17 protein-coding genes and 3 pseudogenes are annotated in these 12,826 nt (G+C 67.3%); 5 read left to right on the top strand and 15 right to left on the bottom strand.

The annotated features are described in order from the left end of the window. Positions 1–23 precede the first annotated feature (23 nt). From ACFYWI_RS37775 to ACFYWI_RS37755, 5 genes and pseudogenes are all read right to left on the bottom strand, one after another. On the bottom strand, positions 24–530 hold the full coding sequence (locus ACFYWI_RS37775) for a hypothetical protein (protein WP_389240617.1): 507 nt from the start codon (positions 528–530) through the stop codon (positions 24–26). Positions 531–955: 425 nt separating this feature from the next. Continuing rightward, a pseudogene (locus ACFYWI_RS37770) lies at positions 956–1,722 on the bottom strand (transposase). 160 nt (positions 1,723–1,882) lie between these two features. Continuing rightward, a complete protein-coding gene (locus tag ACFYWI_RS37765) occupies positions 1,883–2,440 on the bottom strand; it encodes a GNAT family N-acetyltransferase (protein ID WP_389240615.1) in 558 nt (185 codons plus the stop codon). A 507-nt stretch (positions 2,441–2,947) separates the two neighbouring features. Continuing rightward, positions 2,948–3,475, bottom strand: coding sequence for a TspO/MBR family protein (locus ACFYWI_RS37760; protein WP_389240612.1), 528 nt, complete (start codon positions 3,473–3,475; stop codon positions 2,948–2,950). 355 nt (positions 3,476–3,830) lie between these two features. Further along, positions 3,831–3,995 carry a hypothetical protein gene (locus tag ACFYWI_RS37755; RefSeq protein WP_389240610.1) on the bottom strand — a complete coding sequence of 55 codons (165 nt, stop codon included), beginning with the start codon at positions 3,993–3,995 and terminating at the stop codon, positions 3,831–3,833. A gap of 74 nt (positions 3,996–4,069) precedes the next feature. Here ACFYWI_RS37755 and ACFYWI_RS37750 point away from each other — a divergent pair, with 74 nt between their 5' ends. After that, positions 4,070–4,306 (top strand): hypothetical protein, encoded by a 237-nt coding sequence (locus tag ACFYWI_RS37750; RefSeq protein WP_389240608.1) that lies wholly within the window; start codon positions 4,070–4,072, stop codon positions 4,304–4,306. A 5-nt stretch (positions 4,307–4,311) separates the two neighbouring features. Here ACFYWI_RS37750 and ACFYWI_RS37745 read toward each other — a convergent pair whose 3' ends face one another. After that, a complete protein-coding gene (locus ACFYWI_RS37745; protein ID WP_389240606.1) occupies positions 4,312–4,965 on the bottom strand; it encodes a carbonic anhydrase in 654 nt (217 codons plus the stop codon). Positions 4,966–5,232: 267 nt separating this feature from the next. After that, positions 5,233–5,913 (bottom strand): adenylate kinase, encoded by a 681-nt coding sequence (locus tag ACFYWI_RS37740; protein ID WP_389240604.1) that lies wholly within the window; start codon positions 5,911–5,913, stop codon positions 5,233–5,235. A gap of 768 nt (positions 5,914–6,681) precedes the next feature. On the opposite strand from ACFYWI_RS37740, the gene ACFYWI_RS37735 reads away from it, so the two are divergent. Further along, positions 6,682–7,617 (top strand): DUF5996 family protein, encoded by a 936-nt coding sequence (locus ACFYWI_RS37735; protein ID WP_389240602.1) that lies wholly within the window; start codon positions 6,682–6,684, stop codon positions 7,615–7,617. 34 nt (positions 7,618–7,651) lie between these two features. On the opposite strand, the gene ACFYWI_RS37730 is transcribed toward ACFYWI_RS37735, so the two are convergent. After that, complete coding sequence (locus ACFYWI_RS37730; RefSeq protein WP_389240600.1) at positions 7,652–8,125, bottom strand: VOC family protein; 474 nt, start codon at positions 8,123–8,125, stop codon at positions 7,652–7,654. A gap of 194 nt (positions 8,126–8,319) precedes the next feature. Between ACFYWI_RS37730 and ACFYWI_RS37725 the strand changes: the two genes are divergently transcribed. Continuing rightward, positions 8,320–8,583, top strand: a complete 264-nt coding sequence (locus ACFYWI_RS37725; RefSeq protein ID WP_389240598.1) for a hypothetical protein — start codon at positions 8,320–8,322, stop codon at positions 8,581–8,583. Here the strand turns inward: ACFYWI_RS37725 and ACFYWI_RS37720 are convergent. The 5 genes and pseudogenes from ACFYWI_RS37720 to ACFYWI_RS37700 form a co-directional block, all read right to left on the bottom strand. Beyond that, a complete protein-coding gene (locus ACFYWI_RS37720) occupies positions 8,556–9,017 on the bottom strand; it encodes an ATP-binding protein (protein ID WP_389240621.1) in 462 nt (153 codons plus the stop codon). The genes ACFYWI_RS37725 and ACFYWI_RS37720 overlap by 28 nt on opposite strands. 55 nt (positions 9,018–9,072) lie before the next feature. Further along, positions 9,073–9,291: pseudogene (locus tag ACFYWI_RS37715) on the bottom strand (ATP-binding protein); the annotation flags it as partial. Positions 9,292–9,343: 52 nt separating this feature from the next. After that, positions 9,344–9,670 (bottom strand): hypothetical protein, encoded by a 327-nt coding sequence (locus tag ACFYWI_RS37710; RefSeq protein ID WP_389240596.1) that lies wholly within the window; start codon positions 9,668–9,670, stop codon positions 9,344–9,346. A 307-nt stretch (positions 9,671–9,977) separates the two neighbouring features. Next, complete coding sequence (locus tag ACFYWI_RS37705) at positions 9,978–10,229, bottom strand: hypothetical protein (protein ID WP_389240594.1); 252 nt, start codon at positions 10,227–10,229, stop codon at positions 9,978–9,980. 78 nt (positions 10,230–10,307) lie between these two features. After that, a complete protein-coding gene (locus tag ACFYWI_RS37700; protein ID WP_389240592.1) occupies positions 10,308–10,514 on the bottom strand; it encodes a hypothetical protein in 207 nt (68 codons plus the stop codon). A gap of 153 nt (positions 10,515–10,667) precedes the next feature. Between ACFYWI_RS37700 and ACFYWI_RS37695 the strand changes: the two genes are divergently transcribed. Then, positions 10,668–10,898, top strand: a complete 231-nt coding sequence (locus ACFYWI_RS37695; protein ID WP_389240590.1) for a pentapeptide repeat-containing protein — start codon at positions 10,668–10,670, stop codon at positions 10,896–10,898. A 125-nt stretch (positions 10,899–11,023) separates the two neighbouring features. On the opposite strand, the gene ACFYWI_RS37690 is transcribed toward ACFYWI_RS37695, so the two are convergent. Together ACFYWI_RS37690 and ACFYWI_RS37685 are read right to left on the bottom strand one after the other, a co-directional pair. Next, entirely contained in the window at positions 11,024–11,449 is a 426-nt protein-coding gene (locus tag ACFYWI_RS37690) for a helix-turn-helix domain-containing protein (protein ID WP_389240619.1), read from the bottom strand. Positions 11,450–11,464: 15 nt separating this feature from the next. Continuing rightward, positions 11,465–11,965, bottom strand: a pseudogene (locus tag ACFYWI_RS37685) (AraC family transcriptional regulator); the annotation flags it as partial. Between the two features lie 437 nt (positions 11,966–12,402). Here ACFYWI_RS37685 and ACFYWI_RS37680 point away from each other — a divergent pair. Further along, positions 12,403–12,732, top strand: coding sequence for a peptidoglycan-binding protein (locus ACFYWI_RS37680; RefSeq protein ID WP_389240588.1), 330 nt, complete (start codon positions 12,403–12,405; stop codon positions 12,730–12,732). Positions 12,733–12,826: the final 94 nt, after the last annotated feature.

The following is a 12,826-nucleotide window of genomic DNA, read 5'->3' as shown; positions in this document are numbered from 1 at the left end:
ACACAAGACGCCGCATGCCTCCCTCACCCCGAGCAAAACCATGCCTGACCAGCAGAAATCAAGGCATCACGTTCGGTTGAGATACGGCTTCTGATATTGGTGACTGTTCCGATCAGGTAGGCCCGCCTGGTCCCGGCGAGGCTGCCGGCCGCAGACGAGCTGGCGGTTCTTGCCGAGTTGAACGTGCCAGTGACGCGCACCTGCTCACCCGCGTCGAGCATCGCTGTAAAGCTGATCGGCTTGAAGCCCGGGATGTCCTGTTCCCGGTCCCGCTGGAACGCAAAATCCAACTCAGCTCCGACGACCTGCCCCGTGCGCAGATCCTGCTCCAGGACGCACCTCGCCAACTCGCTGACTCCCAGCGAGGAAAGCGCCCCGGCCAGTTCTGCGGCAAGCACGTAGGGCAACGCTGCCTCTGGCTCGCTCCTGCGGGCAGCCCGTGCCCGCGCGGACTCTGTCCGCTGCTCGCCAAGGAGAGACTGAACCTGATCCTGATGCAGGAAGTACGGCTCTAGCGCGATGCGCGTCATCGGAAACGTGATCCTTTTGGCTGGGCGGACCAGGCTCAGCGCCTGGCAATGCTGGGACGGCGTGGGAACGTCACGGGATGTTCTTGAGCAGGCCAAGGAACTCGTCCACGTCCTGCGGTCGGTCGGTGGGCTTGTAGCGAGTCGCCTCTGCTACTACTGCTCGCCATGGTCCGCGTGCGGGCAGCAGTGGGAGGTTCTGTTCCGGGCGCTCCCTGGTCAGGATGGCCGCGATGAGCCGTCCAATGCTGTAGATATCGGCAGCAGCCGTCACGTTATGGGGATTCCCGGACGAAAGCTCCGGCGCGGCGAATCCCTCGGACCCGAAACCGGTGCCGGTCCGAGTTCGGCGCGGAACGCTAAGGGCTGTCCCGTAAATGATCTTTGGGTCAGTGTGGACGTGGCTGTTCGCTGTGCGGCCCGCCCATCTATCCAGCGAGGGCGAGGTTGTGCAGGCGCGCGATGCCGAGCATGGCGTGGTGGACGCCGTCACCTCTGAGGCGGCAGTCGCGGAGGATCTTCCAGGTCTTCATGCGGGCGAAGACGTGCTCGACGCGGGCGCGGACCTGCTTGTGGGACTTGTTGTGGGCTTCCTCCAGTCGGGCAGGTCTTCGCCCTTGCGGCGGCGGTGCGGCATGACGAGTCCGGTGCCTGGGTAGCCGCCGTCGGCGATCGTCATGGTCTTGCCGACGGCGGTTTTGGCGCCGGATTCCTCCCATGCCTTGCAGTCGTTGCGGTTGCCGGGCAGAGGCCGGCCGACCACGACGATCAGGCGGGTGTCGGCGTCGATGACGACCTGGTGGTTGGTCGAGTAACGGTAGTTCTTTGACTGCTCGGCGACGGTGTGATCGCGGGTGGGCACAAGGGTGCCGTCCACGATGAGCACGGCGTCCTTGCGAAACCGCTTGCGGTGTTGCAGAGCCAGCAAGGGCCCGACGTGGTCGATGATGCGATCCGCTGCCGACTTCGAGATACCGAAGAGCGGGGCAAGCTGCCGCAGTGTCAGGTTCGTCCGCCAGTACGCGGCGACCAGCAGGACTCGGTCCTCCAGCGGCAGGCTCCATGGCCGTCCCTTGCGGACGGGGTCTGCGCCCTCGCGTCGTAGCGCGGTGATCAACTTGCCGAACTGCCGCGCGCTCAGTCCGCTGAACGGGGCTATCCAGGAGGGCTTCGACGCCGTGATCACACCAGTCATTGTGTGATCATCCACTGCTTCAGGTGCTCCCTGCCCGAATGCGAGGCGGCAGCGTTCAACCTGCTCCACGAAACAGCACATGATCTTGTCGGGGATGACGTGCTCGTCTTGGCTGTGGATGTGAACGGCTGGCTCCAGGCTACGAGTTCACAGATTGCGTTCAGCGCAGATCGAGCAGCATCACGTCATGGAGGTCCGCGCCCTCGCCCCACGGCCGCGCCTCGCCGATCTTGCGATATCCCCACGCCCGGTAAGCAGCCGACGCGGCCTTGCTCGCCGGGTGGACGTTCAACAGCACCCGCTCGGCTCCGATGCCGTCGAGCAGCGTCTTGTGCAGACGCCGCGCAACACCCTGTCCGCGCCACGGTCCGCGCACGGCGAGTTCCATGAGCCCGAAGGTGCGGTGCCCGTCCTCGCGCCGCATGTTGTCGGGCACGGGCTCGGTCAGTTCGTCCCACCACACCGTGTCGGGCCCGAGCAGGTAGCCGTATGCCATGCCGATCGGCTCGCCCTCCGAGGTACGGGCCAAGGCAGCGCGAAAGGTGCGGTTGCGAGTCTGTACGGGGAAGCGGCGGAAGGCTGCGGCGACGTCGTCCGCGGTCTCGTTGTACGGATACTCCGCGAACGCTTCGGCGTAGATCAGCTTGAACGCGCCCTCGGCCTGCACTGCGGCCGATCCATCCATGCGCCCTATCTCGATGATCCCTTGCTGCGTCATGTGGTCCCCCCTCGAACGGTCACGCAAATGCGTTCGCCGCGCACTCGCGGCCGCTGAAACTCCCGGATCTTACCCACCAAGGGCAGTGAGACGGTGCTGGGCCAGTAGGGGCAGACGGTTGAGGAAGGTACAGACGTCGATCACTCGGGTGGGCAAGACGCAGCCGGCGCCGGGACAGCCTCGCTCAGCTCCACACCCCAGGCGTCGTCCGGCAAGGCGTAGTGGCACTGGAGGACGTAGTGGCGGCCTGCATGCACGCGCAGCTCTGGCATGTCCGCAGGCTGCCACAGCTGCCACGTCGGAGTCACGCGAGTATCCGCTCAGCACTTGATGCGCGCCCCAACCGCCATTTGCGGGACAACGCTTAGACGGGACATTCAATGCTCACTCCGCGTGCACCACCGGCTAACCAATGCGCTCGCCCGGTGCGACCTCCCGATTCGCTGGAAGCGACTGAACGTTTCCGGGCCGGTCCACCGCGTCGACTCATCGTGGCACGCGGTACCTCTACCCTTCCTCCCTCCCGCCCCGGCGGCTGCAGTTACGCTCGGCCAGCTCAGCGTTGAGGGCGGTCGCGAAGACGCACCAGGCCGCATACGGCAGCAGGGCGACGGCCGCAGTCTTGTCTGTCCGGACGACGCGGCCGATGAGCTGGACGTTGCTGACATCGAGCGCGAGGGTGGCCAGCAGGCCGGCGGCCGGGCTCTGCTTGCGGAAGAACAGCCAGCTCCACGCCCCGTTCACGATGAGATTCACCGCCGTGCTGGCGGCGAGCGGTGTCCGCTCCCCCGGCGGCGCGTTGTTCAGGGCCCGGCCCGTGGCCCAGGCCAGGCTGGCGTACAGCGGTGTCCACACCACTCCGAACGCCCACGAGGGCGGCTGCCAGGACGGCTTGGACAGGGATCGGTACCAGGCACTGTCCGCGTCGACGGCCGCGGAGCCAGCCGCGGCGGTCGCAACGGTGGCGATGGTCGTGGCGGCGTAAGTCTTCCAGCCGCTCGTGTCTGGCCCGGACCGCTCGCTCAATAGCCTCATGCAGGCTCTGCTACCCGCACGGCCGCTCCCAGGTCACATGCTGCTCATCCGCACGGGTACGGAACCCCCTGCTGAACGGGGCCGGGCGCGACGGTGGAGAGCGTGCGCCCCCAAGGCGGCATGCTCGTCGGCGCACTCGACGGGGCCCACTTCGCCTCGCACGCCTTCCACCTGGCACCGGGCCAGGGACTGCCCGGGCGACGATGTCGAGAAGGTGAAGGAGCAAACGGCGGACTTCGTCGCCGAACTCCTGGACAGGGTCGGATTCCTGCCGCCCGGGCTGGAGATGCGGTCTGTTCCCACGTACGGCCGATCGGCCACGGTTACGGACCGCGCTCTCCAGCGATCCCAAGATTTACAGAATGGTCCCGATGACGACCAGGATCACCCTGATGGTCCACGCGATGGCGATATTGGCCGGGAAACCGATGACAAGCAATCCGGCGGCGCCAAGGTCCTTGATCCTGAGCAGGATCGGATTTCCCGGTCCTGCTTCTTCTCCCGCACCGCGCGCAGGCACCCGCGCAGGGCGCCGACCCAGTTGATGCCGATCACGAGCAGCAGCGCGCCCGCGATGAGCCCGACGGCTCCGGCGTGCGCGACGAGGCTGTCCAGGTCCAGCAGGCCGGAAAGGCCCGGCGCCTGGTCGGCGATCTTGTCCTGGAGTTTGTCGAGCTGGTCCTCGCTCAGCAGCTTGGCGCCGATCGGCCGGCGATGGAATCACTGACGAGGCTGCCTCTGATCGCAGGCCCGCGCGGACACCCGGGAGCCTTCAAAGCCCCCTCAAAACCACGAGCGTTCACCAACCCGGCCCTCGTTGTCCGCGTCTGAACTGTTCAGGCGCCCGGTCCTGGGGCAGCCGCTTCGGCGGGCAGGCCGCGGGTCGTGACGAGCCGGGCCCCGCCGTCGCTCAGCCGGTAGGACAGGCCCACCACGGCCGTCTGTCCGGAGGTGACCTGGTCGGCGAGGAGCCGGGAACGGTCCAGGAGGAGGTCGATGGTATGCCGGATGTGCTCGGCGATGATGTCGTCGTCCCCGGTGAGCCCGGCGGCGCGGGCGGCCAGGACGCTGGGTGTGACGCGCTCGATGACATCCCGCACGTACCCGGTGGTGCTGCCGAGGCCGTCGGCCAGGGCGGCACAGGTGGCCGCGACCGCGCCGCACGAGTCGTGGCCCAGCACCACGACCAGCGGGCAGTCCAGCACGCTTACCGCGTACTCGATGCTGCCCAGCACCTCCGGCCCCGCAACGTGGCCCGCGGTGCGGACCACGAACAGGTCGCCCAACCCCCGGTCGAAGATGATCTCGGCGGCCAGGCGTGAGTCGGAACAGCCGAAGAGCACGGCGAACGGGCGCTGGCCGGGTGCGGTTTCGGCACGGCGCGCGGCGTCCTGGTTCGGGTGCTGCGGCGCGCCCGCGACAAAACGCTCGTTGCCGGCCAGCAGCAGCTCGAAGGCGTCAGACGGAGTCACGGTCGGGGCGTCAGTCATGCCTGCATGCTACGACCAGACCCAGCTCGCCACTGTGCGGGGGGCGACCAAAGGAGGCGGTGTGGCGGCCCGGGGGGATGAACATCGTGGTGTCGCCGGGCACCCCCAGCGCCGGGCGGCGGCTTCCAGCCGGAGCCGAAGCTAGCGGCGAACCCGCTCACCCCGGTAGGGCCAGTCTCCGCCGGGTGGAGCCGTTGTGTGCAGCGTCTGCCGCGAACCGTGCTCCTAACGGGGGCGGCCACCCGCAAAGCCCTCCGCGCCCAGTGGTCAACAGCTCGACGCGCCGGAGGCATCGACCTGGCCCTGGTCGATCGCGACGAGTGCGCGGTCCAGGACCTCCTGGACCTGGCCGAGGGCTGAGATCGTGGTCACCAGACCCTGGGCCTGATAGTGGTCGACGACCGGCGCCGTCTCGCTGCGGTAGACCTTCAGTCGCTTACGAACGGTTGCCTCGCGGTCGTCATCGCGCTGGTACAGCTCACCGCCGCAGACGTCGCAGGCTCCTGCCACTGCAGGCGGGCTGTAGTCGACGTGGAAGATGTGTTCGCGGTCCTGACGGCACAGCCGTCGTCCAGCGATCCGGCTGACCACCTGGGCCTCGGGAATCTCCAGGTCGAGCACGGCATCCAGCCTCGACTTCGAGTCGGCCAGGATGCCGTCCAGCGCCTCCGCCTGAGCACAATTGCGGGGGAAGCCGTCCAGTAGGAATCCGCGCTCGGTGTCCGGTCGGGCAAGGCGCTCTTTGATCACCCCGATTGTGACCTCGTCCGGTACCAGAAGGCCGGCGCGTATGTGCGTGTGGGCGTTCTGCCCGAGCTCGGTGCCCTGGTCGATGTGCTCGCGGAACAGGTCACCGGTGGAGATGTGCTGGATCGACAGATGCGCGGCAAGGCGCACTGCCTGCGTGCCCTTGCCGGCTCCGGGCGGCCCGATCAGGAGGATGCGCATCGATGAGATGTCCCTTCGTCATGCGTGGCCATCAAGTCGTCTTTGGGACACACGATCGCCGCGCACCGATGTCATTGCCCATCCGGTAAGCCACCCCCTGGCGGTGGGGATAACCACACCATGGGACGGACAGAGCCAGGTCCAGGCCGAAAACGATGAGCACCGTTCCAGTGGCCGCTCAGGGTTCAGAAACACGTACTTAGCTTGTTCTTTATGGTGTCTGCGTCCCCCGTCGCGGACAGGCAGGGGCTCTTTCGTGTCCGGCGGCAACCAGTTGCGGGTACATTCCGACGCATGGGAGTCGGGGCGTGGATATCGCTGATCGCTACTGTCATCGTCTTGCTCTTGGGGGCATGGCTCGTCTGGTACAGCGAATGGGGGCCAGGCTCGGAACCGGGCCGACAGACCGACTACGGGCCGGACAACACCAGCGGCGGTGGGGGTGGCGGCTGACCACCACAAACCGCCCCGGTCTGCCAACCGTCCCTGGCAGACCGGGGCTTCCTCATCCCCGAACCCAGGCCGGCGTGCTGCATAGCCCAAAGAATCTTTCGGTCCTTCACATTCATACCGGTATTGTCCTTAACTTCGATCCTTCGTGACGGTCCGCTGGTTTCTCCAGCGGGCCCGGACGACGACGTGACCTGGGCGGCCCGTGCGGCGGCCTCGGGATAAACCGCTCCCTCGGCAGCGTGCCGGACGTCCCCTGCGGGGTCATGATGAGATTGCCCGGCCGCCGCGGGAGCGCCGGGCGGGAAGGGGCAGGCGATGGAGCTGTTCCCGCCGGTGCCGCTGGCGGAGTGGCAGGACACTAAGGAGACGCTGCACCGCTTCGCGCAGATCGTCGGCAAGATCCGCTTGGCCGCGAGCGCCCGGCGCAACCACTGGTGGAACGTCCCCTTCCATGTCACTGGGCACGGCATTACCACCCGTCCGATGGGTCAGGTCGACGGGAATCCGATCTTCACGATCGACTTCGACTTCGTCCACCACCGGCTCGCCGTCATGACGCTGGACGGCGAAGAGCGGTCCTTTCCGCTTCCGGGCCAGTCCGTCGCATCCTTCTACGACCAGACCCTGGCCGCTCTGGCCGCGCTGGGCGTCCGGGTGGACATCGCTATTCCCAGGCCCTTCGATCTGCCCGACACCGACCGGCCGTTCGCCGAGGACACCGAGCACGCGACCTACGACCCGGTGGCCGCAAACCGCTACTGGCGGGTGCTGAGCCAGGTGACGTCCGTGCTGGAGGAGTTCGCGGCGGGCTTCTCGGGAAAGGCCAGCCCGGTGCACCACTTCTGGCACACCTTCGACATCGCCCACAGCCGGTTCTCCGGGCGCCGGGTCGACCAGCCCGGGCAGGTCAACCCCGTCACCCGGGAGGCGTACTCCTTGGAAGTGATCAGCTTCGGCTTCTGGTTCGGCGACGACACCTTCGCCGAGCCCGCGTTCTACTCGTACACCGCCCCCGAGCCCGCCGACCTGGCCGAAGCGCCCCTCAGCCCGGCATCCGCGCAGTGGGTCGCGGGCGGCGACAGCCACCTGGCCGTGCTGCGCTACGACGCGGCCCGCGCCGAGGCCGATCCACGCGCCGCCGTGCTCGCCTTCTACGAAAGCGCCTACCAGGCCGGGGCCGGACGCGCCGGATGGGACATCGCGGCGCTTGCGTGCCCCGGCGGAATCACGGACCCGGTCCGTCGCATCTGACGAATTCAGTCAGCAGTGCAGCGCAGTGCAGTGGTCAGGCTTCGGTATTGGTGCGCGCCAGGATGCCCCTGAGCAGGCCCGTGGACTGGCCGACCTCGATGAGGTAGCCATCCGGGTCGCGCATGTAGCAGCGCAGCTCGGCGCGCCGGTCGATGGGCGTGGTGAGGAACTCGGCTCCCTTGGCGCGGGCTGCCGCGTAGAAGCCGTGGATGTCCGCCACCCGTACGTTCAGGAAGCTGGAGACGGTGTGGCGGTCCTCCGGCGGGCGCAGGACGACGTCGGGTTTGTCATCGGTGGGCCCGCCGCCGGGGTTCATGATGATCCAGCTGTTGGCGACCTTGATGATGCAGGGGTTCTCCTCCAGCACCACCTGCCCGCCCAGCACATCGGCATAGAACGCCCGCGAGCGAGGGACGTCGCCAACCGTGAGGAAGTGCGTGAGCAGCAGACCCTCGGCCGGTGCGGGAAGGTCGTCGGCTGAGGCGCCGGCGGCGATGAAATCGGACATATGCCGAGCGTATGGCGCGCATGGCCGTGCGGCATTCTCAGGCCGTGCGCTTCTTCACCTGGGAAGTGCCTCCGGATGGCGCGGGAACAAGGACCTCGACAATCCTCATTTTCGCTGGTCAGAGGGGCTCTTCTGTTGGCATGATCACGTACTGGACACCGAGCCGCGTGAAAGCCCGAGGTTAGAGTGCCTGCGTGTCGAAGACGAGCGTGAGCAACGAGACAGGCAGCCTGCTCTGCCTCTGGGTGGAGCCGTGGGGAACTGATCACTGGATGCGTCCGGGTGAGGAGTTCACCGTCGTGACCGAGACGGAGCCCGAGGAATCGCCGTTCAACGTCGTCGTTCATGATCAGGGCATCACGGTGTGGGTGAATTCGGGAAGTGATGCCGAGGTCTTCGACAAGATCGGCAATCCGGCGCCGTGCGGGCATCAGCGGCCTGCAGACGCCGGATTCTGACCAGTCGGGTCGTCAGGTGAGTGGCTTGACGGGCCTGTCGGTGGGGTTCTTGGGCCGCTTGTTTGGCGGTAGCTGGGGCCGTTCATGATGACCTGGTGACTGGTGTTGAAAAGCCGGTCCAGGAGCGACTCGGCGACGACGGGGTTGGGGAAGAGGGGACACAGGTCGCTGGGCGCCCGGTTGCTGGTGATGATCAGAGACCTGCCCTGCCGTTCGGAGACGAGTTCGTAGAGGTCATCCTCCTGGGCCGCGGACATCTGGCGCATCGCGAAGTCGTCGAGGATGAGGACGTCGGGGCGGACGAGTTCGCGGACCCGCTTCTCCCAGGTGCGGTCGGCATGACCGCCCGCAAGATCCGCGAGGACGCGGCTGGTCTTGGCGAAGCGGACGTGGGCGCCCTGGCGGACGGCGAGGTGGCCGAGGCTCCTGAGCAATGTGGGTCTTGCCGGCGCCGACCAGGCCGCCAGCATGGAGCCAGCGCAAGGCCCCCAGGTCGCGGATCTGGGCGGCGGGCAGTTTCGAGGAGGCGGTGAAGTCGAACTCCTCCAAGGTGACCTGCTGCTCGAACTTGGCCCGCTGCAGGCGGCGTTGGAAGGCGACGGTCTCGCGGCGGGTGATCTCGTCCTGGCAGAGGACGCTGGAGGAAGTCGAGGTGGCCGAGTTCGCCGCCGTTGGCCTGGGCCAAGCGGCGTCGAGCGTTTCCAGCATGCCGGACAGTCGCAGGGTCTTGAGTGACTTCGCAGGGCGGCGTCCATCACGGTCATCTGGCTTCCATCTCTGCTTCGTCGTGGACCTGGTCGTCGTGGTCGTCGTCCGTCGTGTCGGGGGTCGCGACGGTGGCGAAGAGCCGGGCAGGGCCGTGGAGGAAGGCAGCGGCTCCGGCGTCTCCGCTGGTCTCGGGCTCGGGGTCGGTCTCGGTGCCGGCGATGACAAAGGCTTTCGCTGGCCCGGGCGGGCACTCTCGGAACCGGTAGCGGGCGGGGTCGAACCCGCCTTCACTGGTGGACCGCCAGGAGTGACGGCGGTGGTGCCACCGCTGACATCCCAGGCCGTCGAAGGTGAGTTGTTCTTGGGCAGAGGTGGGCATGGCGCAGTGGTCCTTTCGGTTGCACGGCGGCAGGTTCGCGGGAGACGGTGTGGGCCGCGCCGTGAGTGGCCTCCGTGGGATCAGCGTGTGGCGGTTGCCCAGGCGGTCGGATGCTCGGCCGCAGGGGCTGGAGCCGTCACGACCGTGCGGCCGGCGAAGCCGTCCAGCAGCGGGCCGCGCAGTGGGGCCTGACCACCGCCGCCGACGACGCCCGTGAGGTGGCCGACCGTAAAGCTGCCCGCGCCCGCTGCGCCCCCGGCATCCGGTGCACCCGATGCTTCCTCGTCTATGGCGCGGTGTGGGTCGACTACTGCGGCGGCCGCCGGTTCCTGTGCACGCCCGCGACGCCGACCCGCTGGCGGACTGGCTCGAGCAACTCACGACCGCCCGCCTCCCAGCCCTGGCCAGCCTGGCCAAAGCCATCCGCGAGGACCAGCCCGCAGTCGTGCAGGGCATCACCACCCCGTTCAACTCCGGCGTCAACGAAGGCCGCATCACCGACCTGAAACTCCAGAAACGAATCATGGCCGGCCGCGCGGGAGTCCCGCTGCTCCGCCACCGCGTCATCCTCATGGCCCTGCTCCGACGCCACCACCTGTGGCGGAGCGTCACCGGCGCACGGTGGCCCACCCCAGCTTCACGGAATCTTGCCAGGGCCACGTTCACGTGTACGCCGACACCCGCCGCTGACCTGCCCGTATTCGCTGTTGCAGAGGGCGTCGGCCTCCGCGAACATGAGCGCGTCGGCGAACGTCTTGACCATCGCGCGCAGCAGATCGGGACTCGCCGCAGCGAGGTTGTCCTCGGCGAGGGCGTGCAGGGGCACACTGTCTGGTGCGGTCATCGTGCTGATCTCCTTCGTGACTCGACATCTCGAAGATCAGCCGGTGGCCGTTCATCTATGCGGGCATCATCCCGACGCCGGAGCAAACCCCCGGATCAGGTCGAACCCGTACACCACCTGACCCGCGTGTACCTGTACCTGCACCCCCGCACCATGAGCCTGTCCAACGCGAACCTGACCTACGCGGACCTGACCGGCGCGGACCTGACCGGCGCACACCTGACCCGCGCGCAACTGACCGGCGCGCAACTGACCGGCGCGGAGAACCTGCGAGCGGAACAAGTGGTGGACGCTGTGATCGACTCGACCACCGAGCTCCCCTCTGATCTGGCCGGACACCCAGCCGTCAAGGCACGAATCGCCGAAGTCGAAGGAAGCCACTGAAGATCGCGGATTCGCGCAGACTCCTCACGCCGCCGTCGGCGAGCCGCCCTGGAGCCCTCCGTTTCCCTACGGGGTGAGGTCCTCTCCGGCGCGAGCGGAGGTGAGCCAGACCGGAAAGCGCGAGGTTAACGCTGAGCTCCTTCCGAGGCCGGTGCCTGCTCGTCTGCTGTCGGCGGTAGGTGTTGTGCGCGGTAGCGGCTAGGCGAGGTACCGGTGGCGGCGCGGAACGCACGGCTGAACTCCGCTGGCCGGGGCATGCCCCAGCGGGCGGCGATCACACGGATGGTGTGGTGGCGCATACCCGGGTCGGCAAGGTCCCTGCGGCAGCGGTGCAGCCGCTGCCGCCGTATCGCTTCGCTGACCGTGGTTCCGTGCTGCTGGAAGACATGCTGGAGGTAGCGGAGAGATATGTGGTGAGCGGCGGCGACGGCCGACGGCGTGAGGTCGGCGGAGCCGAGGTGTGTGTCGATGAAGGACGTGGCGCGGGTGTAGAGCAGCCGGTGCCTTGAGGTGGTCGGAAGCGCGGATTCCGCGTCGAGGTGGCGGCTCACCACGGCGGTGACCAGGTCGACGGCGGTGGTTCCCAACCTGGCCGCGTCGAGGGGGGTACAGGCCGCGTACTCGGATGCGGCGGCGGTGAGGAACTGTGCGAGCAGCCGACCCGTTCCCTGGCGTGCGAACAGCGGGACGGCGAGGAGACTATCCAGCCGTCGTGCGGAGAACAGCAGCATGGTCTTGGGGAACTGCAGCAACACGGACCTCGTCCCGGCCAGGCAGTTCTCGGCGTAGGCGTCGAAGGGCCGGGAGCTGTCGTACAGCACCATCTCCCCGCTCCTGAGCAGAGCGTTGTTCCGTGCCTGCTCAATCTTCTGTCGTCCAGAGGTGATGAGGGCGACCGGGAAATGCTCCGGGTGGGACTTCCGGATGAGCCGGGGTGTGCGCTGCGATAGCAGTCCTCCGGAGGACGTCTCGGACAGCTGAGCAGTGCCGAGCTGCGTGGCCCGCAGTCGCGCGGCGAACGGCCTTTCCGGTTGGAGGGCCTTGATACGTGTCGGCACCAGGGCCCCCGCGGTGGCCTCCGCCTATTGGTAGGTGTCTTCGACCGATGCATCGGCCTAGTCCCCCATGGTTCCCCTCGTTGGTCTCTCCCCAGAGTCCCCGGCCCCACTGGTAGTCAAGGCGGCGGGCTCGGGCCATTCTCACCAGCTGCGGCGTTTGGGGAACAGTGCGTCGTGCGCCAACAACTGTGCGCCTGATGCATACCACCCGCGTCGGTCTCCCGGGCAGAGTGTGCCGTGTCCGGCGGCCGGTTACAGGGCCGTTGATCACGGACATGCGGCAGCAGCGGGTGCCACTTCCTACGACTCTGGAAAGAGGTAAAATGCGACCGAATACTTTGACGAGGACGCTCGTTAGCGTTACTGCCATCGTCGGGATTGCCGCTGGGAGCCTGGCGGGGGCAAGTGCCAGCTTCGCGGCGTCCCGGCCGGCCGCCAAACCTGCGGTGAGCACCCAGGACGTTTCCATTCTCGCAGTGAACAACCTCGGCCTGAACACAACCCGGGCCAAGAACTGGCAGTGCTGGCTGCGCGACACGGGTTATAACCCCGGCACGATCGACGGGGAGCTGGGCACCAACAGCTGGAAGGCAGCTCAGCGAAAGTTCAACGACTTGGGCCTCAACGCCGGTACCGTCGACGGAGTCGTCGGACCCAACACGATCAAGGCGCTGCAGCGCTACCTGAACATCTTCGGCTACGGCCTTGCCGTCGATGGGATCGCCGGAACGCAGACCAAGGCTGCGTTCTGGGATTTCAACTCCTCCGGCTGCTGAGAAGCCGTATCTCAACCGAACGTGATGCCTTGATTTCTGCTGGTCAGGCATGGTTTTGCTCGGGGTGAGGGAGGCATGCGGCGTCTTGTGTCCG

This window comes from Streptomyces sp. NPDC002889, from assembly GCF_042888425.1.
GTDB lineage: Bacteria > Actinomycetota > Actinomycetes > Streptomycetales > Streptomycetaceae > Streptomyces.
Note: the sequence above shows the minus strand (reverse complement) of the source record. Positions and strands in the feature narration are given on the sequence as shown.

Bases quoted from the DNA above. Each gene is read 5' to 3' on its own strand.
- ACFYWI_RS37775 (WP_389240617.1), bottom strand. From the start codon at position 530: ATGACGCGCATCGCGCTAGAGCCGTACTTCCTGCATCAGGATCAGGTT.
- ACFYWI_RS37765 (WP_389240615.1), bottom strand. From the start codon at position 2,440: ATGACGCAGCAAGGGATCATCGAGATAGGGCGCATGGATGGATCGGCC.
- ACFYWI_RS37760 (WP_389240612.1), bottom strand. From the start codon at position 3,475: ATGAGGCTATTGAGCGAGCGGTCCGGGCCAGACACGAGCGGCTGGAAG.
- ACFYWI_RS37745 (WP_389240606.1), bottom strand. From the start codon at position 4,965: ATGACTGACGCCCCGACCGTGACTCCGTCTGACGCCTTCGAGCTGCTG.
- ACFYWI_RS37740 (WP_389240604.1), bottom strand. From the start codon at position 5,913: ATGCGCATCCTCCTGATCGGGCCGCCCGGAGCCGGCAAGGGCACGCAG.
- ACFYWI_RS37735 (WP_389240602.1), top strand. From the start codon at position 6,682: ATGGAGCTGTTCCCGCCGGTGCCGCTGGCGGAGTGGCAGGACACTAAG.
- ACFYWI_RS37730 (WP_389240600.1), bottom strand. From the start codon at position 8,125: ATGTCCGATTTCATCGCCGCCGGCGCCTCAGCCGACGACCTTCCCGCA.
- ACFYWI_RS37710 (WP_389240596.1), bottom strand. From the start codon at position 9,670: ATGCCCACCTCTGCCCAAGAACAACTCACCTTCGACGGCCTGGGATGT.
- ACFYWI_RS37700 (WP_389240592.1), bottom strand. From the start codon at position 10,514: ATGACCGCACCAGACAGTGTGCCCCTGCACGCCCTCGCCGAGGACAAC.
- ACFYWI_RS37695 (WP_389240590.1), top strand. From the start codon at position 10,668: ATGAGCCTGTCCAACGCGAACCTGACCTACGCGGACCTGACCGGCGCG.